The organism is Neobacillus niacini (assembly GCF_023715415.1).
GTDB lineage: Bacteria > Bacillota > Bacilli > Bacillales > Cytobacillaceae > Neobacillus > Neobacillus niacini_C.
In genome coordinates, this window is the sequence record NZ_JAMBOB010000001.1 from 131192 (window position 1) to 154539 (window position 23348).

At 35.6% G+C, this 23348-nt stretch carries 16 protein-coding genes; 2 read left to right on the forward strand and 14 right to left on the reverse strand.

What is annotated here, in order from left to right; genetic code table 11:
• Positions 1-27 precede the first annotated feature (27 nt).
• The gene (locus M3189_RS00575) at positions 28-1518 is read right to left on the reverse strand and encodes an MFS transporter (protein ID WP_251630833.1); all 1491 of its coding nucleotides are present in this window, start codon (positions 1516-1518) and stop codon (positions 28-30) included.
• Between the two features lie 408 nt (positions 1519-1926).
• Here M3189_RS00575 and M3189_RS00580 point away from each other — a divergent pair, with 408 nt between their 5' ends.
• The gene (locus M3189_RS00580) at positions 1927-3183 is read left to right on the forward strand and encodes a helix-turn-helix transcriptional regulator (RefSeq protein WP_251630836.1); all 1257 of its coding nucleotides are present in this window, start codon (positions 1927-1929) and stop codon (positions 3181-3183) included.
• Between the two features lie 107 nt (positions 3184-3290).
• On the opposite strand, the gene M3189_RS00585 is transcribed toward M3189_RS00580, so the two are convergent.
• The 4 genes from M3189_RS00585 to M3189_RS00600 form a co-directional block, all read right to left on the reverse strand.
• Positions 3291-4730, reverse strand: coding sequence for a DHA2 family efflux MFS transporter permease subunit (locus M3189_RS00585; protein ID WP_251630838.1), 1440 nt, complete (start codon positions 4728-4730; stop codon positions 3291-3293).
• 377 nt (positions 4731-5107) lie between these two features.
• Positions 5108-6355: a multidrug effflux MFS transporter gene (locus M3189_RS00590; protein WP_251630840.1), complete on the reverse strand. Its 1248-nt coding sequence runs from the start codon at positions 6353-6355 to the stop codon at positions 5108-5110.
• Positions 6356-6870: 515 nt separating this feature from the next.
• Positions 6871-7731: a GNAT family N-acetyltransferase gene (locus tag M3189_RS00595; RefSeq protein ID WP_251630842.1), complete on the reverse strand. Its 861-nt coding sequence runs from the start codon at positions 7729-7731 to the stop codon at positions 6871-6873.
• Between the two features lie 256 nt (positions 7732-7987).
• Positions 7988-8506 (reverse strand): ECF transporter S component, encoded by a 519-nt coding sequence (locus M3189_RS00600; protein ID WP_251630844.1) that lies wholly within the window; start codon positions 8504-8506, stop codon positions 7988-7990.
• 140 nt (positions 8507-8646) lie between these two features.
• Here M3189_RS00600 and M3189_RS00605 point away from each other — a divergent pair, with 140 nt between their 5' ends.
• Complete coding sequence (locus M3189_RS00605) at positions 8647-10044, forward strand: PLP-dependent aminotransferase family protein (RefSeq protein WP_251630846.1); 1398 nt, start codon at positions 8647-8649, stop codon at positions 10042-10044.
• Positions 10045-10139: 95 nt separating this feature from the next.
• Here the strand turns inward: M3189_RS00605 and M3189_RS00610 are convergent, their stop codons facing one another.
• From M3189_RS00610 to M3189_RS27075, 9 genes are all read right to left on the reverse strand, one after another.
• Positions 10140-11927: an ABC transporter ATP-binding protein gene (locus tag M3189_RS00610; protein ID WP_251632010.1), complete on the reverse strand. Its 1788-nt coding sequence runs from the start codon at positions 11925-11927 to the stop codon at positions 10140-10142.
• Positions 11928-11952: 25 nt separating this feature from the next.
• A complete protein-coding gene (locus M3189_RS00615; protein WP_251630848.1) occupies positions 11953-13707 on the reverse strand; it encodes an ABC transporter ATP-binding protein in 1755 nt (584 codons plus the stop codon).
• Between the two features lie 74 nt (positions 13708-13781).
• Positions 13782-14228, reverse strand: a complete 447-nt coding sequence (locus M3189_RS00620) for a MarR family winged helix-turn-helix transcriptional regulator (RefSeq protein WP_251630850.1) — start codon at positions 14226-14228, stop codon at positions 13782-13784.
• 447 nt (positions 14229-14675) lie between these two features.
• Positions 14676-16166, reverse strand: coding sequence for an alpha-N-arabinofuranosidase (locus tag M3189_RS00625; protein ID WP_251630851.1), 1491 nt, complete (start codon positions 16164-16166; stop codon positions 14676-14678).
• Between the two features lie 79 nt (positions 16167-16245).
• Positions 16246-17121, reverse strand: coding sequence for a carbohydrate ABC transporter permease (locus M3189_RS00630; protein WP_251630853.1), 876 nt, complete (start codon positions 17119-17121; stop codon positions 16246-16248).
• Between the two features lie 13 nt (positions 17122-17134).
• A complete protein-coding gene (locus M3189_RS00635; protein ID WP_251632013.1) occupies positions 17135-17995 on the reverse strand; it encodes an ABC transporter permease in 861 nt (286 codons plus the stop codon).
• A 145-nt stretch (positions 17996-18140) separates the two neighbouring features.
• Positions 18141-19811: an extracellular solute-binding protein gene (locus tag M3189_RS00640; protein WP_251630855.1), complete on the reverse strand. Its 1671-nt coding sequence runs from the start codon at positions 19809-19811 to the stop codon at positions 18141-18143.
• A gap of 207 nt (positions 19812-20018) precedes the next feature.
• Positions 20019-21623 carry a response regulator transcription factor gene (locus M3189_RS00645; protein ID WP_251630857.1) on the reverse strand — a complete coding sequence of 535 codons (1605 nt, stop codon included), beginning with the start codon at positions 21621-21623 and terminating at the stop codon, positions 20019-20021.
• The gene (locus M3189_RS27075; RefSeq protein ID WP_251630858.1) at positions 21616-23340 is read right to left on the reverse strand and encodes a sensor histidine kinase; all 1725 of its coding nucleotides are present in this window, start codon (positions 23338-23340) and stop codon (positions 21616-21618) included. Before M3189_RS27075 ends, M3189_RS00645 begins: the two co-directional genes overlap by 8 nt.
• Between the last annotated feature and the right edge of the window lie 8 nt (positions 23341-23348).

Below are 23348 nucleotides of genomic sequence, written 5' to 3' on the forward strand. Positions count from 1 at the left end.
TTAACCGATTTATAGTCCAGCTAGGGTTTAACTCAGGTTTTCATGTATTTCTATAATTCCTTTTTTTGAACTTGCTTTTATTTCAGCAATTCCCTTTTGAATATCTTCCATTTTCTCTGCATTCAGTTTATAAAACTTCATTGTAGTAATGGATACCAGTAAACAAACAGCAGGTAAACCGAATGCTAACAATAATGTTACAACGTACAAAGGTGTAGTTAACACTTCACCAACTTCAGGGAATTTTTCTTTGTACCCTATGATACCAACGATGACACCAACGATTGTTGGAGCTAACGATGAAACAAGCTGATCAATAAACGAGAATATTGTGCCCATCATGCCTGGTACATAACGTCCAGATTTATGTGTTTCATAGTCAGAAACATCTGCAATCATTGGAATAACAAGCGTTGTTGGAATCCTTGAGAAACCACTGGCTATTGCCATTAAAAATAGGAATAAGATAGTAGATGTCCCAATATTCGAGAGTGAAATGGAAGTAGGGTCATCGATTAACAAGAATAGAGCAATTAATCCTAGGAAGGATAACACCCCTATCCATGCTGACATAATATAAGACTTTCTTAAACCGGTCTTTCTTGCGATTCCGACTGCTGCAAAGGTAATTAATATTCCAGGTACTAACGTAATAAGACCTATTTTACCGCTTAAAGAATAATCCCCTAATAAAATACCGTACAACATGACACCGACGACAGAATAGCTAAAAATAGTTAATCCCAGTTTGTCAAAGGCCGCGGAAATCGAAAGCATCTGCAACGGTCTATTTCCTTTAACAACACCCCAATATTCACGTAAGGTGGTTTTTGTACCTTCTTCTCCCAAACCATAATATTCTCTTTTATCTTTTGACCAGATACCTACGATTGCTAATACTGCTAATAACGCTGAAAGAATAAGTCCATAAAAGCTTAATTCCGTAAATACAGGAAGAGTAAAACCACCATATTTTTTAACAAGATAAGCCGAAACGAAAAGATGACCACCAGTGAAAAATAAAGCATTAAAGATTCCATCAAAAATTGAATACAACGGCCGCTGTTTTGGATTATTGGTTAAAACAGTTTGGGCAGCTTTTGTAACACTAGTTTGTAAAGAGTAACCAATTTTATTAATAACTAACATACTAGTAAAGAAAAGGAACTGCATGGATTCAGGTAAATTGTGAGTGACACTGTAAATCACAAGAATACTGCCTGCCGAAATAATGTTTCCTATTACGATCAACGGTGTATACTTTCCAAATTTCCCCTCTGTTTTATCAATAATATAGCCAATCGCGGGATCGATGATGCCGTCGAATAATCGTGCTGCCATTAATAGCGAACTTACCACCATAACAGCAAGTCCAGCAATCCCTGTTGCGTAGTAAGTAACAAAGGTTAGAATAAGCATGTGAAGATTCGTAGAGCTGTTATTTAAAGTAAATAAGGCAATTTGCCATAACTTTGCTGTATTGTATGTTTGACCACTATTTATTTCAACATTTGACATATTTCCATCCCCCTAATTAACAAAACGAATTAAATTAACAAAATAGTATGAAGAATAAATCCAAAAAACTCCTCTTACTAACTTGTCCACCCCTATGGACTATATTTAATGACAGTCTTTTGCTCAAATTTTTTATGATAGTTTTTATCCTCCTCCCTTCCTTGTTTGGGAGCTATTAAAAATAAATCAATAACCCAAATCATTAAATTAGTTTAGTGTACTAAGAATTAAGAGACATCAAGTTGGAAGCACTTTCAAATATAGAATAAATCAATTTTAATAACCTTTATTGCATTCTGGTACTTTTTTTTTTAATATAAGTATAAAGTTTTAGAAATTTATTAAAATTCGAATTTAATAGTCTTATCATAAGAGTTGATATAACGGAATTATGTCTTTTATTGGGGGATGGTACATCTGAACGCTAACATCGAAAATATTAGAAATAAATGTAACCTTATTGTGGATAGTTTAAACTTATCGATTTTCTTCATCGATCCAAAAGGAAATGTAATCTATGAAGATTTAAATCATCAAATTTTGAATCCTTTGCTAGCTAACGAAAAAGAGCACTTCTTTAAACATTTGAATTATCAGTTCGGAAGGGATTTTCATTTTCCTGTTATTAGGAAATCATCGTATTTTGACAAATACATGTTAATTAGTGTGGTGAATGATGAAGTTTTCGAAGGGACAGCAATAATCGGACCCATTCTTTCTTTTCCATTATCTGAAGAAAAGATTGATGTCATAATCAATGATACAAATGCATTTTTTCAACGCGAAAAAGTAATTCATTATTACAAGTCTTTGCCTATTATAGAATCTAAGAAACAAAAAAGTATATGTATATTTGTCCATCACCTTTTCAATAACGAACTCATTTCTCCAAATTCGGTAATGAATGAGAGTTCCGGATCGACGAATCCAAATAATATAATTGAAAAAGTGCACATCGACGTTTCTGAGATTTTGAAATCCAATGTTATTCATCGTGACAGTTTATTTGAGAAGAAAATCTTACAAATGGTAAGAGAGGGAAGGCCAGAAGAATTAAAAAAAGTTTCTTTGCTAAGGATGGAGGAAGAGGTTGTAAGTGTATTATCAAAATCAAGCTATATTCGTTCATTAAAAAACCATATTATTTCCCTCATTTCTTTAGTATCACGGGCAGCTATTGAAGGAGGACTAAATGAAGATTTAGCTTATTCCTTACATGATAGTTTTATTCAAAACTTAGAGGAAATGCAACGATTAGATGAAGTTAAGGGAGTAGCTAGAGAAGTTCTTACTACATTTACCAAGAATGTAAAACAAATAAAGGACGAAAACTATTCTAAAACGGTTATTATTTGTAAAGACTATATTTATAAGAATATTTATCAAAAGATAAACCATGATGATATAGCCCAAAAGGTTGACCTGAGCCCAAAGTACTTGTCTATATTATTTAAACGGGAGACTGGCATTTCTGTCAGTGATTATATTCAGCAAACTAGAATTGACGAAGCAAAAAAATCGCTCATTTACAGCAAAACCTCAATATCAGAAATAGCTTCATCATTACAATTTAACGATCAAAGTTATTTTACTAGAGTTTTCAAAAAAGTATGTGGAATCACTCCTATGCAATTCAGAGAAAGACACCATCTAATAGATAAATGACGATCCAGTGTGAATTTATATTAGCGTAAAAATACTACTAGGACAAAAAAAGCAGGTTAATCGCGCATAAAAATAATGCGTAATTAACCTGCTTCCCTTTTTAAAAGTTATTTGTTTTCGTTTTCCAAACTGGTCACTTTGAAGGATTCTACTTTAGGTTGTTTGTTTTTTATAAAAAAAGATAGTAAAAGACCTATTGAAGCGATAATACCTGCTACAATAAACGATATATTTACACCATGGATTAATCCACTAACACCTGCTGCAGGCACTGAATAATTTGTCATGACAGTGACAAGTACAGCTGTTCCTACTGCTCCGGCTACTTGTCGCATTGTATTATTCATTGCTGTACCATGCGCTATTAATTCAGGTGGCAGTTCATTTAATCCAGCTGTTGTAACCGGCATTAATACCATCGAAACAGCAAACATTCTTATCGCATTAACAACTGCTAAGTAATTGAACGTTGTGTTCTGGGTTAAATTACTTAGCATAAATGTAGTTATGACCAATATGATTAAACCTATAATTGATAGCCATCTTGCACCAAATTTATCAAAAAGCCTACCTGTAACAGGGCTCATGATCCCCATAACAAGTGCACCTGGTAACAGAATTAATCCAGATTCAAATGCCGTAAACTTCAACATATTTTGCATATAAATCGGTAGTATAACGGAACCGCCAATTAGTGACAAAAAAACGATCATTCCAAGAATAGTAGTGACAGTGAACACCCTGTAATTAAATACACTAAAACGTAAGATAGGGTGATCTATTTTTACCTGGCGCACAATGAACAATACTAGACAAGCAGCACCAACTAGCATTGATACAATGACTTGTACACTGCTCCATCCACTTCCACCAGCTGTGCTAAAAGCATACAATATCCCGCCAAAACCAAGTGTAGAATATACAATGGACAAAATATCAATTTTAGAAAACTTTTGTATTGTTACATTTTTCAAAATAAAAAAGGCTACTAATATATTACTTACAATGAACGGCAAAAGGATATAAAATAAACTCCTCCAATCAAAATGATCTACAAGCCAACCCGATAAGGTTGGTCCTATTGCAGGAGCAAATGCTATAACCAATCCAAACAGCCCCATTGCTGTTCCACGTTTTTCAACAGGAAAAACTAGAAATACAATTGTTTGCATTAATGGCATAATAATACCTGCACCTGCTGCTTGAAGAATCCTACCAAGCATTAAGAAAGCGAAATTAGGTGAAACTGAACCAATCAAAGTCCCTATTGCTAACAGTCCCATCGCCGTTAGAAACAATCCTCTTGTAGAAAATCGTTCAATTAAAAAAGCAGTGATGGGTATCATAATGCCATTAACCAGTAAGAAAATAGACTGTAACCACTGAGCTACACTGGCATCCAGGTTTAAATCTTTCATAATATCAGGTAATGCCGTAGTTAATATGGTTTGATTTAAAACCGCCACAAAAGCACCTGAAATTAAGACCAGCATAAGCGGCCTTCTTTTAATTTCATTCGCAAGGATTTTTCCTTGACTATATTCCATAACCTTACCTTCTCTCAACATTTTTCAATTCAATACTTTATTTACTTGTCGAATAGAATACCATTTCATCATGATCAATTATTGTATTTTAGTTTTTATTTTTGTACTTTAGAGAAGAAAAGTATTTGAAATATATACATTTGAGGCTTTGGGGCTTACTCCAAAACAGAAAAAAATGCCCGTGGGAAATTTCTTTACTCGGGCATTTCTTAATTCAGAATCTAGCAATAAAATGGGTGATGAGGTTACACCGGAATTGGAATAAGCATTTTGTAGAGTTTGTTGCCCATGACCAAAATAAAACCTGCCACTTATCTAAGTAACAGGCACCGTCAAAGGTTATTATTGCAGAAGTGAAAACGCCTGACTGATCACAGTCAGGCGTTTCTATTATCCCTTAATTTGAAAATTTCCTTTAAGCTTCTTGGCTGAAACTTGAAAACGTTTCGGACTACTCCAAAATAAATCAATAAAGCGATAAAGCTCGTTGCCAACATGATAACCCCCATTGGAATGGCAGAATACTCTCCTGCTATTCCAACAAGCGGAGATGTTAAAGACCCCAGAACAAATGGCAATAGACCTAAAAGCGCAGAGGCACTTCCCGCTATATGGCCTTGTTTCTCCATAGCTAATGTGAACGAAGTTGAAGAAATGACGGCTAATGACGCAATAAAAAAGAAGATAGGGATTGCAACGGCAATCAGTGGCGCCTTCAATAGAAGTGCTGCTAGTAACACAGCACCCGCTATGTTAGCCGTAAATAACCCGATTTTTAAGAAAGTCGTTTCAGATATGAAATCTGCTAAACGTCCAACAAGTTGACTTCCAATAATCAATGCAACACCATTCACTCCAAATAATAAACTGAATACTTGCGGAGTGACACCGTAAATATTTTGATAAACAAACGGAATACCTGAAACATATGCAAAGATCCCTGCAACGATTAACCCTTGAGTAAAGGCATATCCTGTAAACTCTCGATCCCTGAACAAGGAACCAAAATTCTTAACGACATGTGAAAAATTACTTGGGACACGTTTATCCTCAGGTAAGGTTTCCTCTAGTTTCCATGAAACCATTAAAACTAATAGGATTCCTATACATGATAAAACTAGAAAAACTCCTGACCAGTCTGTAAACGCCAGGATGATGGCTCCCGCAATCGGTGCCACGATCGGTCCGAGATTTCCCACTAACATCAATAATGAAAAAAACTTAGTCAGTTCTTTTCCACTGTAGAGATCGCGAACGATCGCTCTAGAAATAACGAGACCGCCTGCTGCCGCAAAGCCTTGAATGAAGCGGGCGCCAATAAAGGTGTAAATATTGGGTGAAAATGCACAAATTACTGAAGCGATTAAGTACAAAAAGAGGAAAGTCCTGAGTGGTTTCCGGCGGCCTTGCACATCGCTCATCGGTCCGATAACTAATTGACCGAGTCCTAATCCGAGTAGGCAAGTCGTTAAACTAACTTGAACGAGAGATGCAGTTGTATCATAGTCTTTCACAATCGTAGGAAATGATGGCAAGTACGTATCGATTGTAAAAGGACCTAAAAGGCCAAGTGATCCTAATAGTAAAGCAAGTTGTAATCGTTTCGCGCCTGCTAAAGTATTCAACTATTACTCTCCTTTCTATAAAACCATTGTTTTTATTATGAAAATAAGTAACTATCATTTGAAAATCGATTTGTTAATAACTGGTTTGAAAACCAACATGCATACAAAAATAACACAGAACAAATTACTTCGTCAAGCGAAATATTTTATGAAAATTTGATAAGTCTTTTTGGTAAATAAATCGGTTCTTCATCATGAAGCAAACGAGTAGGTCTAGGAGGTATTTTTACCATAAACATCCTTTGTGGAGGTTTTTTTTCTATTGCTAGAAATCCACTCACATAAAAAGACCAGCAAAAAGAGTAACGGGAAAATACATTCGAAAATGTATCCCAATTTGTATGCCTTTTGTAGACGTTTTTGCAATAAAAAATAAACGGCTCAGTTCACACTGAGCCCATTTTAATATATCCATTTTTTTGGTTAGCTGTTGAACTAAAGCCTCAATAAGGAAAAATGACCGTCGCAGCGATCATTATCCTGAACCAAAGCACCCTATAGTTTAAGTAGAAGAATCATTCGTCTTTATCAAAACCAAGATGAACAGAATCCGCAATCCTTTCATAGCCAATTTCCCTATAAATCTTATTCGATGTCGGATTCATCATATCTGTGTATAGAACGCAAAAGTCGAAGTCTTTGAGTAGCTCTCTTGAAACCGCCGTAACAAGCGTCCGAGCATATCCCTTTTTACGCTCTTCCTTTGGTGTAAAAACAAAACTAACCGTTACACCGTTCTTTGTCGGACGTGACTTCTTCATCATAGATACAATCTTTCCTTTATCCTCCCAAAGAAAAACCTCTCGTTCCTTTAGAAACATGGCAACACGTTTTTTCACGTCTTCGATTGGCGAAATCGACAATCCAGTATCACGTTCAAATAAGTTGAACCACTTCTCGATAAGTGAAGAATCACTCTCTTCTGCATAGCGCCAATTACCAGAACTATGTTTAAGCATTTCATTTATCTTATTTAATCGATACAATCCCTGATCCATAAGTAATTGATGAGTTCTGCCAGTTTTTATTTCCCATTTCTTCGCGACTTTGTATGCCCACGGTTTCAAACTGATGATGGAATTAAAGTTTATTTCAAGTTCGACCATTTTATTTATAAATACATCCATTATTTCTTCTAAACGGATTTCATCGACAAAAATTAGATTTAACGGATGCGGGGGTGTCATTTGGAAAAGAGCTAATACTCTTCCATCCTCCTCAATTGTCGCCATAAATGGATTTTCATATTTACCAGCTTTAATTGCTTGAAGTATACCCCAAAATAGACTGAATACATCTTCCTTTTCCGTAAAAAAAGGTTCTATCTTTCTCTCAAAGTCATGAGCATTATCATAAACTTTAAATTTCATTTCCATTATTTATCCCTCCCTAAAATTGGATAAATTACTATCTCTATAAGTAATTTTATTTTACCTTAATCCTAAACAATATGTACCAATTACTGAACACTTTATGTAATCTTATTTTATCTTGCACAAATGGCTTTACACCAATAAAAAATGAGTGTCAATTTCATTAGCGAATTGGCACTCATTTTAACTTACATTTTTATGCTTGTGATAGGAAACGGAACCCGTTACAAAAAGAGACGGTCTCCAATGGGATATTGAATTAGTGCACCCCAACTCTTTGCTTAAATCCATTTGCAAGTGGCACGACAATGATGCCGGCGATGACGAGTTGCATGATGTTACCCGGGATAGAGCCGAACGGTTGGATCCAGTTACCATAAAGGACGACTTCTGTAAAATAGTAGCCGATAACTTTAATAATCAAGGCAGCAGCCACAGCCACTATATGTACGATAACCTTTTTTCCAGGCATCTTTTCAGAAATAAGGCCAGCTACATAGCCCATTGCACCAACGATAACAAATGTAAACGGAGCCCATAATGTCCAGCCTGAAATAATATCGAACAGAGCCATACCGAAAGCTCCTGCTATCATTCCTGGTTTTTTACCAAAAACAAACGCGGCAATCAAAAGAGGCACGTTACCTAAATGGATCAGGCCTCCATTTCCCATCAGCGGCAGCCTGATGTTAATAAACATTGTGGCTAGAAAGGTTAAAGTAATAAATAGTGCATTGAGAACCAGGATTCTCGTTTTGTTTTGTTCTGTCGTAAACATGTTAGTCCCCCCAATGATAGTGTGAAGTTAATAAAAAAGAATCTCCTCTTCTTTAATGATTACTAGTATAATAAATTCTGACAATATAAAAAGTGCCACTTTTTCAAAAAATAACATGGTCACAAGAGGAGGAATACAGAATGGATATGCTTATGTTTGAATTAAATAAAAACACAACAAAACCTTTGTATGAGCAGCTTTATATGGGTATCAAGACTGGCATTATGTGCAAACAAATTGAAGTTGGTACCAAACTGCCCTCCAAAAAAAAATTGGCCGATTTTTTAAACATCAGCCAAACCACCATTGAAGTTGCCTATGCCCAGCTGATTGCAGAGGGCTTTATTGTGTCAAAACCGCGGATTGGTTTTTTTGTAGAGGATTTTGATGAATTACCCTATATTGAAACGAAACAGGTTGAATTACCTGTAAAGACTGCTGAGGAAAAGATAATCCAATTTGACTTTCACCCGGGAAAAATCGATACAGATTCTTTTCCTTTTTCACTGTGGAGAAAATATGCAAAAGATTTATACGACCTTCCGTCAAAGGAGTTGTTACAGATTGGAGAAGCTCAAGGGGAAAACGCGTTACGGTCTGAAATAGCAAAATACCTTTATCAATCGCGGGGGATTGTGTGTGAACCGGAGCAAATTGTGATTGGTTCAGGAACGGAACAACTCCTTCCGATGATTTTAAGGCTGCTAGAAAATGATTCAAACTTCGCACTCGAGAATCCCGGTTATTCGGCAATACCAAGAATTCAACTGCAAAATAAAGCGATTCCGATTCCGGTTGATGAAGATGGATTAATTGTAGATGAACTAGAAAGAACAAACGCAAACGTGGTTTACATTACGCCATCCCACCAATTTCCAACCGGTGCTGTCCTTTCCGCAACAAGAAGAACACAGCTATTGCATTGGGCAGCAAAAGCTGAAAATCGCTACATTATTGAAGACGATTACGACAGTGAATTCCGTTACACCGGAAAACCCATTCCGGCATTGCAAGGGATGGACCAAAACAATAAGGTCATTTACCTGAGTACTTTTACCAAGTCATTAATGCCGTCATTGCGAGTAGCTTATTTTGTTTTGCCTTCAACATTGCTGAAAAAATATAAGGAAACATTCAGTTATTATTCAGCGACTGTCCCGAGATTCGACCAGCATATAGTAGCCAACTTTATGAGAGACGGCCATTTTTCAAAGCACTTAAACCGGATGCGGAAAATTTATCGTAAAAAACTTGATAAACTGACCCATATCTTTAAAATGTACTACCCTGAAGTCATCATTACTGGAGACCAGGCCGGGATGCACATTTTAATTTCCCTTCCTCTGTCAATAAGTGAAGAAAGTTTAAAAAAGGTCGCGGCAGAAAGCTCTATCGCCATTTACCCTGTAACTGATTACCTATTAAAACCAATAGAATATAAGTATCCAACATTTTTATTAGGGTTTGGCGGAATCCCATTAGAGAAAATTGAGGACGGCATTCACCAATTAATGCAATGCTGGGGAATAGCAAAATAATAATCGAAAGCTGTTACTGAGAAAAAAACCCTGATTTCAGCTCGTCAATAGAGCATAAATCAGGGATTTTTTATTGAAAAAAATTAGTAGTAATATTAAGACGCTTCTTCAAATTGACTATTGTAAAGCTCTGCATAGAAGCCATTTTTCGAAAGTAATTCTTCGTGATTTCCACTTTCGATTATGTCTCCATCCTTCATCACAAGGATTAAATCCGCATTTTTAATCGTAGATAGTCTGTGTGCAATCACGAATGAGGTTTTGCCGACAGTCAATTTATCCATTGCCTGCTGTATCAATACTTCAGTGCGAGTATCCACCGAACTTGTCGCCTCATCTAAAATTAGTAATGGTTTATTATCAACCATCGCTCGTGCAATGGTGATAAGCTGCTTTTGCCCTGCTGAAAGATTGGCTTTGTCGTCGAGAATCGTATCATATCCTATTGGCAGGGTTTTAATGAAGTGATGCAGCCCCACTGATTTACAGGCAGCCTCTACTTCTTCATCACTTACACCATGTCTCGAATAGACAATATTTTCTCGAATGGTCCCTTCGAATAGCCATGTGTCTTGTAGAACCATACTGAATAGTTCGTGGATGTTTTCCCGAGTAAGTTTGTTAATCGGAACACCGTCAATCAATATTTCGCCGCCATTGTATTCATAAAAACGCATTAGCAGGTTTACCAATGTTGTCTTTCCAGCACCTGTTGGCCCGACAATCGCTACTTTTCCCCCTGCTTTAGCTGTTGCCGAAAAGTTGTTGATAACCATTTTATCTTCACTATAGCCGAAGCGCACATTCTTAAATTCGACATCACCGATTGCTGTTCCAAGCTTTTCACTCTTATCACTTTCATTCGCAAGCTCTTCTTCTGCAAGAAATTCAAAAACACGTTCACTAGCAGCTGCTGTAGACTGCAGGTTGGTTGCTGCCTGTGCAAGCTGTGAAAGAGGCTGTGTAAAGAGGCGGACATAGAGCATAAATGCAACAATCACACCAAATGAAATCATATTATTTACGGCAAGAACTGCCCCAACAATACATACCACCACGAAACCAAAATTACCAACGAACATCATAAGCGGCATCATCAATCCTGACATGAATTGAGATTTCCAAGCGCTCGTATATAGTCTTGTGTTAATTTCATGGAAAGTCTCCCGCGCTTCTTTCTCTCCGTTATAAACTTTTACAACATTGTGACCTGAATAGATTTCTTCGATATGACCATTCAATTTTCCTAGCTCTTTTTGCTGCTGTGCAAAGTATCTTTGTGATTTAGAGATAATGAATGTCATCAATCCAAACCCTAAAAAAGTAGACAATATTGCTGCAATCGCCATGATCCAATTTGTGTAGAACATCATAATAAGGGAGCCGAGAAACATGGTTATCGCTGAAACAAGTGTACTTAAGCTTTGGTTCATCGTTTGCCCAATCATATCAACATCGTTCGTTACACGACTAAGTACGTCCCCAGTACTGGTAGAATCAAAGTATTTTAGTGGTAACCGATTGATTTTAGTTGAAAGATCAGATCGTAGATTCTTTGACACACGCTGGGTGACAGTGGCCATAATGAATCCTTGTATATAGTTAAACAAAAATCCTAATCCATAAAGGAATGCAAGTAGGCTTGCGATATTGAAAACTGCGTCAAGGTCAATGGTAGACATCATTCCTTCTGTAATGATATCCGTAATCTCACTAAGTAGATCTGGCCCAATAATATTGAAAACGGCTCCTGCCATTGCAAGAATTAATGCAATAATAATAGCTGGTAAATACACCTTACAATAGGAAATGAGCTGCCTTATCGTTTTCTTAATATCTTTTGCCTTTCCACCAGGACCGCCTTTTCCATGGGGAAATACCATGTGATCGCCACTTTTCTGATTTTTCTTAGCCAATTTCAAGCTCCTCCTTCGACAACTGAGAATAAGCAATCTCCTGATAAACACTGCAATTTTGCATCAACTCTTCATGTGTTCCAATGCCGACAACTTCGCCATCGTCCAGCACCACGATCCGGTCCGCATCCTTAATAGTACCGATACGCTGACCCACTATTAACGTGGTGGCATCTTTCGTTTCATTTTTAAGTTTGGAGCGCAGAACTCGATCGGTCTTATAATCAAGTGCTGAAAATGAATCATCGAAAATATAAATTTCTGGCTGTCTGTAAACTGCCCTTGCGATAGATAATCTTTGTTTCTGTCCCCCAGAAACATTGGTACCTCCTTGAGAAATCGCGGCATTATACTGGTTTTCCATTTTCTCGACAAATTCAGTCCCTTGTGAAATATCAACTGCCTTTTTAACTGCTGTTTCATTCGATCCACTGTCCCCATATGCTACATTTGTAGTAACTGTACCACTAAACAATATCGCTTTTTGAGATACATAACCGAGCTTTTTACGTAATGATTCCTGGGTATAATTTTTAACATTAACACCATCGACTAACACTTCCCCTTCTGTTGCATCAAAATAGCGGGGAATTAGGTTGAGTAGTGTACTTTTACCACTGCCTGTTGAGCCAATAAATGCTACCGTTTCACCCTTACTAGCCTTGAAACTAACATTGCGGAGGATATATTCTGCTGCGTCAGGATATTTAAAACTTACATTTCGGAACTCAACTTCTCCAGAAAGACCTTTATTCCCATCTGTCACGTTTCCATCAATAATTTTTGCTTTGGTATCAAGTACTTCTAGAATTCGTTTTGCAGAAACGGCAGCGCGGGGAAGCATGATAAATACAAATGAAAGCATCATAAAGGCCATAATTACCTGCATGGCATAGGATGAAAAAACAACCATATCTGAGAACAAGAATAATCGATCCGGTAGTGCTGCAGCATTAATTAGCACTGCACCAATCCAATAGATTGCAAGACTCATACCTGACATGATGATTCCCATCGTCGGCATTATTAAGGCCATTGCTCGGCTGGTGAAAAGATTTGTATTTGTAAGCGCATTGTTGGCTACTTCAAATTTCTTTTCCTGATAATTGCCGGCATTGTAGGCCTGCACAACCCGAATGCCCGTCAAGTTTTCCCTTGTTACACGATTCAAGTTATCGGTTAAACTCTGAATTATTTTGAATTTTGGCAATGCAACAAAAATAAGAATAGACAACATCATAATTAGAAATAATACAGCAAAACCAGTTGCAGCTGTCCATTGCCAGCTCTTCCCCATCATTTTCATGATTGCCCAAACAGCTAGAATGGGAGCCTTTACGATTACTTGTAATCCCATTGAAATGAGGAGTTGAATCTGAGTAATATCGTTGGTTGAGCGGGTAATTAGACTTGGTGTTGAGAAGCCATTGATTTCTTCGATTGAAAAAGACATCGTCTTCTCGAATACCATAGCCCTGAGACGAACAGAAAAACCAGCTGCGACTTTGGCTGCAAAGAAGCCAACAATGATGGATGCAATCACGCTACCTATGGCACACAGAAGCATATAACCGCCTTGAACGAGCACATCACTCATCTTACTTCCTTCTGTCTGTACAAGTATGGTAATTTCATGAATATAATCAGGCAGTTTCAAATCAAGATACACCTGTGTCACTATAAATACCAAACTGCACAGTATTAACAGGTAATCTTTTTTCTGTAAATACTTAAAAATTTTCAGCATGTATATCCCTCCTGTGAACTGTTTGCATTAAACCTAATAGTGTTAGATACTTTTTCGAAAAATAGGCAGACCAGCTATTCATGCCTGCATTCTTTATCATTCATTTCGTTGGTAATATCCTTTATACGTTTAATAATTCGAATTAATTCCTGAGAATCTTTTTCACCAAGTATTTGAAGTGTTTGCTGCATCATCGAAATCAGTTTATTATATTCTTCCATCATGAAGCTCTTACCCGGTTCCGTTATCGTTACAATAACCATTCGTTTGTCATTTTCATCCCTGTTTCGTTCAATAAATCCTTTTTTGGCTAAACTGTTAAGGGCGGAAGCGACACGAGGTGTGGTGAGATCTAGCTTCTCACTTAGATCACCTGATGGAACCCCGTTTTTTCCAAAAGTAAGATACCCTAATATTCTTCTCTCTCCATGAGATAGATCGTCAACTTTTTTCTGAAACGGCAGTTTAGCTGTCCTAGTCATAATATGAAACAGTTCTTCCGCCAACGCTTTGTAATTCATTTACAAACCCCTTCCGAAATATCTAATACTATTAGATATTTTATTCAATATGAAAAACTTTGTCAAGAATTTGAAACTCCTGTATGAAAGTACTAAGTGGTAATTTATTATTAATAAAGCAATTGATTGGCTGAACAATTTGTTCACTCAATCAATTGCTACTTCAACCAATTTCTTAATATAAATATACTATTAATCTTTGGAGTATATATTTATATTCATTGAGTATTTAATAAGCGTGTGGGACAAAAGCATAGTTAGCATTGAAATAAAGAGTTATATTACTTTATCTTGGGCAGTGGACAGGAATTTGCAGAGGCGCACGACACAAAATCGTGTCCCTTTCAATGTATAATAAGGTCGAACGCAAAAGGACATTTTTTATAAGCTAGCTTTGCTTTAAACTGCACAAAACAGCCATAATCACTTTTTTATTGCCATATTCCATTACTGAACATTAACAACAAGAACTGACATAGGAGGCATATCTATTGTTAGTTCATTATTTTCTAATGTAAAATCATTAAAGCTTGTAGGCATAACCGTATCCGGCTGTTCAAACGTATTGTGATCGTTTATATTTATTGATGTTAAAATCGTCGCTGTTACATTTTGAATTACCTTCGTGCTCATACCCTGTAGTTCAACTGTTACAGTCGAGCTCTTTGTATTATCTAAATTACATAAACTGATATTTACATCACCATTTCCGGCTTTTGATGCGGAAACATGTACAGAAGGTATTTTTTCAGAGTTTCTTTCATAGTCGATAATGTTAGAATCAACTGCTAATAGAGCCGCATTTTGGTGTACTTTATACATGTCAAACACATGGTAGGTAGGTGTTAAAATCAGTTTTTCCCCTTCTGTTAATACCATTGCTTGAAGTACATTTACTGTTTGAGCGATGTTTGCCATTTGAACTCGATCACAGTGATTATTAAATATATTTAATGTAATACCTGCTACAAGCGCATCACGAATTGTATTCTGCTGATATAAAAACCCTGGGTTTGTTCCTGGCTCTACATCGAACCATGTACCCCATTCATCTACGATCAATCCTACCCGCTTTTCTGGGTCGTATTTATCCATGATTGTAGAATGATTCGTTACTAACTGATCCATAAAAAGTGATTTTTTCATTGTTGTAAACCATTCATCTTCAGTAAAATCAGTCGCTGAACCTTTGGCTGTCCAAGTTTCACCAGGAACCGTATAATAGTGAAGACTTAAACCATTCATATAACGGCCGGCCTCACTCATTAAAACTTCTGTCCACTTGTAATCGGCTACATTTGCACCACCGGCAATTTTATAAATCTTATTAACTCCATAATTACGTACGTATGTTTGGAACTGACGATATAGGTCTGCATAATACTCTGGTCGCATATTACCACCACAACCCCAGTTTTCATTTCCAACTCCAAAGTAAGTTAATTTCCATGGTTCCTCTCTACCATTTTCCTTACGCCAGTTTGCCATTGGAGATTCACCATTGAAAGTCATGTATTCAACCCATTCAGACATTTCTTGAACTGTTCCGCTACCTACGTTTCCGCAGATGTATGGTTCAGCCCTAAGTAGTTCGCAAAGTAGCATAAATTCATGTGTACCAAAATGGTTATTTTCAACGACTCCGCCCCAGTGAGTATTAACCATTCTTTTTCTCTCTTCACGAGGACCTACTCCATCTTTCCAATGATATTCATCTGCAAAGCAACCACCAGGCCAGCGTAATACTGGGATGTTAATTTGTTTCAGAGCTTCTAGGACATCATCTCGAATCCCTTGTGTATTTGGAATTGGTGAATCTTCACCTACCCAAATTCCTTCATAAATACAACGTCCTAAATGTTCAGCAAAGTGACCATATATATTTTTATTAATTGTTCCTTGTTCGATATCTGCATTTACAATAATTTTATTTTCCATTTTTACACCTTCCTAAATATATAGTAAATAAATTCTTTCATTTATTGCTTTGAAGAAATTCTCTAGATTTTCTCTGTCATTAGCCTTTCACACCACCAATAACAATGCCCTTTACAAAATATTTCTGTAAAAATGGGTAAACGATTAAAATTGGTAAACAACCTAAGAAAATTTGCGCCGATTTCAACGTGCGATCTGAAATTTCTGATAAACTCTCTAAATCACTTGAACCGATCATACTTAAATCTCGTTGGATGACGACAGTTTGTAAAAAGCTTTGCAATGGGTAATTTTCTGGACTATTCATTAAAATTAATCCATCAAACCAACTATTCCAATGCATAACAAGAGAGAACAGGGTAATCGTTGCAAGAACGGGTAAGGATAGAGGAATATATATTTTCCATAATATTGTCCAATGCCCTGCCCCATCCACATGTGCAGCTTCATCCATTTCTTTTGGTAATTGTCTAAAGAAATTGATTAACAGGATTACATTAAATACTGGTACAGCATTTGGTAATACTAAAGCCCAGATTGTATCTAGCAACTGAAGTTCTTTAATAACTATGTACCAAGGTATTAATCCTCCATGAAAGATCATGGTCATAAATAAAAACCAGGCAAGAAATGTTCTTGGTTTAAATTGTTTTGTTTCTCGTGATAGCGGGTATGCTAGTAACACAGTGAGTAAAAAATTAATTAATCCTCCTAGGATCACTCGTTGAAAAGAGACAAACATCGATTGCCAAAATTCAGCTTTTGCTGCTACATACTGGTAGGAACTTAAGGTAAATTCTACCGGCCATAGCTTTACAAGGCCAGCTGATGCTGCCGAGCTTGAGCTAAATGAGAGAGCTAACACATGGACCAGTGGGAAAATACATAATAGCGATAATAAAATCAAAAATATATAATTAAACCATGTAAAATATTTATAACCTTTCGTTTCCAAACCAGTTCCCCCCTTAGAAGATTCGATAATTAGCAAAACGATATGCTAGATAATAAGAAACAGTCACTAATATACATGAAACTACTGATTTAAATAAACCTACTGCAGTAGCAACTCCATATTGTGCTTCCAACAAACCAATCCTATAAACGAACGTATCGATGATATCTCCACTTTCATATACTTGAGTACTATATAGGTTAAATACCTGGTCAAAGCCTGCATTTAAAATATTTCCTAAGCTTAATACCCCTAATAAAACAATTGTCATTCTCAATCCAGGTAATGTAACATGAAGCGTTTGTTTAAATCGGTTCGCACCGTCCATTTTTGCTGCTTCATATAACTCGGGGTTAATTCCTGTTATTGCGGCAAGATAGATAATAGTACCGAAACCAAACTCCTTCCAAATTTCGGAACCAACTAAAGTAACCGGAAACCACGTATTGCTGCCTAGGAAAAATATAGGTTCAATTCCTACTAATCCTAAAATCATATTTATTATCCCTTGTGACGGCGAAAGAATATCGATTAAAATACCACCAAGGACTACCCAAGATAGAAAGTGTGGAAGATAGATTGTAGTCTGAATTGATTTCTTTAAAGTCATATGTCTAACTTCATTAATTAATATTGCTACAATGATTGGAACTATTAGACCAAAAATGATTTTAAGGGTTGCAATATACAAAGTATTCCAAAGAACACGCATTGTATTAGGCAACTCTAGAACATATCTAAAATTATCGAGCCCTACCCATGTTTGGTCTCCGAATAATCCCTTTGCTGGAATAAACTGTTGAAATGCCATCAAGATACCTACCATGGGGCCATATGAAAAGATAAGAACTAATATAACTCCAGGTAGTACCATTAGATAAAGTGGTCCTTGTGATACTTTCAATCCTCATTTCCCCCTTCTTCTTTTATACGGTGTAAGAAATTTTATTCTTTATTTACTTTTATGAAGAAGAGGAAAGCAGATAGAGCCTTTGCTTTCCTCTTCCTAAAATTAATAATTACTTAATACTTTTGTACCATCCATTAACTTCCTTTGTAATTTGTTCCCCGCCTAGTGCCTTCCAATCTTTAACAAATTTATCAAAGGTACTAATATCAGCAGATCCTAAAATAATTTTGGTGAATACTTCATTTTGAAGCTGTTCTAACGTTGCTTGTTTTTGTGTCATTGTAGCTGTTGGAGCACCATTAAATTCATTTCTCATGAACAAATCTTTGTCCTTGTATTCTTTCATAATTCCAAACACACCGTCAGCACCATAAATTCGTTCCCAGCCCCACATCGTTTGGTCACCATCTTCATGACTTTTCACACGGTCATAAACAACTTTCGCTTCTCCCGTTAGCTGATCAGTCGTACCATTGTCTACGGCTTCACGAATCGATAAAAATGCTTCTAAATTTTTCATTGGTGGGCTTGGAGTTGGAGGTGACATTTTCCATGTTCCTTCAGCACCCTCTGGTAAATAGTATTTGTCAAATTCAGCGGTTTCTCCCCAGTTCTTCTCGACAAAACCATTAAACATTTTCACAATGGCTTCTGGATGTTTTACACCTTTTTTCACAGCCCACCAAGAAGTTGTTCCTAGTGTAATTTGAGGTCTAGCAGGTTGATTATCGACAGAAACAAGCGGGAATGCCTTCCATTGGGCAGATGAATCTTGATCACGATTTGATTGTAATGGCCATAGCGATGTCCATTGTTGGCCAAAGTGAAGACCATTTTTACCTGAAGCTGGATCTTCTGCTACTTTTCCTCCTGGCTTAACACCAAACTCTTTATCAATTTGTCCATCTTTAAACATATCTTGTAAGGCCTTTAATGCCTTCTTCATTTCTGGTTGAATCGACCCATAAACAAGTTTTCCACCGTCGTCTTTGATCCAGATGTTTGGATATGCATGGTAACCATTAAAAAATCCGGTAAGACCTGCGTAACCATCCCAAAGGTCTTTTGTCACTGCTAAACCAGTAGTATCATTTTTTCCATTGCTGTCAGGATCTTGTTTTGCAAATGCTTCAGAAATTTTCAACACATCATCCATCGTTTTCGGCTCAGGTAATCCTAATTTTTCTAACCAATCTGTACGAACCCAAATAAAATGAGCTCTGTCGATTGAAGAATCTATATTTGGTAACCCAAAAAGTTTCCCATCAATAGTTGCTGCATCAAATGGACCTGTGCCATCAGCGGTTAGTACTTCCTTTGTCAATGGTGCAGCATAACCTTCATAAATCTTTGATAAATCCATTACCATATCAGCGTCTACCAACTGCTTTAATTGGGTAGGAGTAACATTAATAAATTCTGGAATATCTCCTGAAGCTAATGTAACGTTCATTTTTTGATCAAATTGATCGCCAACTGGTGCAATCCATTCATATTTAACATTGATACCTAGTTCATCTCGGTAATAATCCAACCAAACATTATCTTTCACTGTTTCTCCCTCTAATAATTTGAGAGTTTCGTCAACGGATCGTACAAATGTAGCTTCAATTACAGGGTCATATTTTCCAAGTGGATCTCCATTTTCTGCAATGGATACATCTCCTGAATCTTCAGAACCTTCATTAGCATCACCTGATGTACTAGAATCTGAACAGCCTGTCATAATTAAGCTAAACGCAAGTAGAATCATAAAGAACACTTTCAAACCTTTAGACAAGTGAATTTCCCCCTAATATTTATTGCAAGCGCTTACTATATCTTAATTATCGAATGTCTTACTAGATAAATCTATATTAGTTTGTTGTCATTTATAAACTTATCTTGCCATCTTAATTACCGATATAAATATCTCAAAAAAAAAAGATGTTGTTCTACTCGGTTTACTAAAACCGTTTTAAACAACATTTTAAAAAAACAGCCTATTTTAATTATGAGCAGCTTGATTAACGATTAGTTTATACCCAGCCTTCTCACGATATTGTTGAGGTGTAATACCATACATTTTTTTAAAATATCGAATAAAATATTGTTGTTCATACCCGATTTCAGCAGCAATTTCATAAATTTTTTTATTCGTATTTATTAATAAGGACTTCCCCAGATTCATTCGTTGTTCCGTAATATAATGAGATAATGATTTGCCGGTTTTTCTTTTGTATAACTTGGACAAGTAAGTTGGACTATGAGCAGTATATTCCGCTAATGTTTGAAGTGACAAGTCTTCATTCAACCATTCACTGATATACAAGTGTAATTTTGCAATGACAAGAGTACTAGCATCTTCTTGATTGTGCTTATTTCCCTGAAATACCCTCTCAATTTTTTCGCTGAGATAGAAATAAGCCTCAAGTATAGAAGAATTGACTGGATTAGAATAATACAAGATATCATCAAAATTTAGATGTACCTCATGATATAAATTATATTTATTAAGATATTGCACAACTATATTTGTTAACACCATTATATATTCACATGCTTTTTGATTACCTTGTTCTATCAATCTTTCGAATATACGACTAGATAATTCGAAAAAATGGTTTTTATTCCCTACCTCTAAGTCCGTTTGTAATTGGACGATATATTCTTCTTTGGATATGATTGTCTGTTTCCACTCACTTCTATCTTCTTTTTCTACAAGAGTAACCCTAACGTTTACTGGACTGTTAAATAACTTCTTGTTTAATTCGTAAAAACAGTAATGTATTCTTTCCCATGTAATTGGTTCCGCATACAGATAAAATGATAGAGTAAACTTTTCAATTATCTTCATTAACTGTTCCGTATAACTGTCCATTTGTGCGCACGCATCAAAATCATCTTTCCATGCTTTAGGCTGAAATAAGTACATACTCTTACTATTCTGATAATTAAAATGAAACATTTGGTAGGAATCTTCTAGTTTTATCTTGATGTAATCATTAAGTATATTAATATCCAGCTCCTGATTTCCATCAGTGTAAATTCTCCCCAAAGCGATGAAAAAGGGTCGCCCACCGTAAATAGGGACTTCTAATTCTTGTAATTTAGATTGTTCCACTTCTTTATTTGGATGATAAATGAGGTGATTAAAAAACTCTCTTTGTAGTATTGGTAGTGCTCTATTCACTTTTTCTTCATTTTGTATCTTTCTTGCTTTCTCTTGATTCTCTAGTTCCTTAAGATTTATCGCTTTCTGGACTGCTTCCAAAATTACATCGTCATCTTCATTTTTCAAAACGTAATCAACACTTCCACCATTTCGTAAAATCTGTTGAGCATACGAAAAATCGTTAAACCCTGTTAAAAATACAGTTTTGCACTGTTTCCATTCTTCGCATATTTTTTTATGTAACTCTATTCCATCCATTCCAGGCATTTGGATGTCGGTTAATACAATATCTATCTGCTCCTTTTTGAGCACGGCAATGGCTTCATATGCATTATAAACAGCAAAGACTTCGAGGTGTAATGATTCTATGCTATTAAATAATAATTGTAGACTATCAGCTATTATCGGTTCATCATCAACTATTAATAACTTATACATGAAATTCATCACCTTTTATCGGAATTTTAATTAAAACTTTTAATCCATTGTCTTTACCCATTTCAAACGTTAGTCCACTCGCTTTCCCAAAATTCATTTGTAGGCGCTTGTGAACATTAATAAGTCCTGTTATTTGCATTTTATCCGTATCTAGTGATTCTGTTAAATCATCTATCACTTGTTGTGTTATGTCTCCATTATCTTCGATACAAATTGAAAGGATATCACCTTCTGTTATAAACGATATGGATAATGCTGCATCAGAAATCTTATCTTGGATACCATGTTCAAATGCATTCTCTACAATTGGTTGCAAAATAAGTCTAGGTACCTTAATTTCTTTGAACTCTCTAGTTAATGGATCAACAAAGACTGATAAACGATTTGAGAATCTTAATTTTTGTATTTCTAAGTACGCAATCGTATGTTTATATTCTTCATGTAAGGGTACTTTTTCATCTGAATTTCTCGTAATGTACTTAAAATAATGCCCGAGATTAATAGAAAATGTAGCTGCTTCTGCATGTTTATACTTGATCATACGATGTAAAATAAAAAAACTATTATAAAGAAAATGCGGATTTATTTGCGCTTGTAATTGCTTTAATTCAGCTTGATACAAATGTAATTTTTGAAGATATATCTCTTGAATCAGCCTTTCTAATTTTTCTGTCATCGTATTAAAACTATTATAAATATAATTAAACTCATCGTTAAATAAACTATTTATTTTAAAGTTAAATTCTCCTCTTTCTACTCGTTTAAAGGAATTAACAAGAGTTAGAATCGGTTTATGAATAAACAAATAAATAATATATGAAAATAATAAAGTCATGAGAACGGTAATTCCTATCAATAACTTTATAAATCCACCATATTCATTCATCGTTCCAATTAAGTTTTCTTCAGGGATATATACGTATAGTAAAGTATTTAAAATAGTTGATTTTCCATTAATGATCATATAATCAATAGTGTTAACATTCAAAGATGATAGGGTAGTTGGATGATCCAATGGAAAATCATTATCCATAAACGTTTTCATAATTTTATTTGCGATTTGCTCCTCCGATGAACTTATTTCAATCTCAGGATGAATAAGTATTGCTCCTCCAATATCTGCAAATTGACTTAATGTTTCTTTTAAGTAGCTGTTTGATAGTTTTATTTCCAAAATAAAGGAAGGTGTTTCATTATAGTAGGTTGGATATACTAGATTTAAATAAATTTCCCCGTTTTTTATTGTTGCTAAATTCTGATTCCATTCATCATTCTTCTGGTACTCATAGTAATCAATATACTCAGTAGGAGAGATGCTACGTTCAAGTAAAGGAATCATTACTTTTACTTCTTGGATGTAAGCGCTTGAGTTTTTTAGCACATTTAATTCTTGATAAAGTCGATTTATCGTTTCTGTTTTTTCATATTCTGAAAGACTTGGTCCAATACTACTTAATTTCTGCAAATCTTTGTCATTCATATATTGTTTTTGTAACGACATAATTCGTTGGATTTCTTGTTCTAAAGAAGAAAGATAAAAATCTACCTGTTCAATTTTACTGCTTGCTATTTGTGATTTGACTTCTTCTTTCGCCTTCTCAATTACATGTAAACTTAAAAATAATACAGGAGTGGCAAGAATTAAAAACGAACAAAATAATTTAATTATGATAGGTATTTTTATACGTTTTAATGCAGTAATAGAAAGTTTGAACACGATTACAC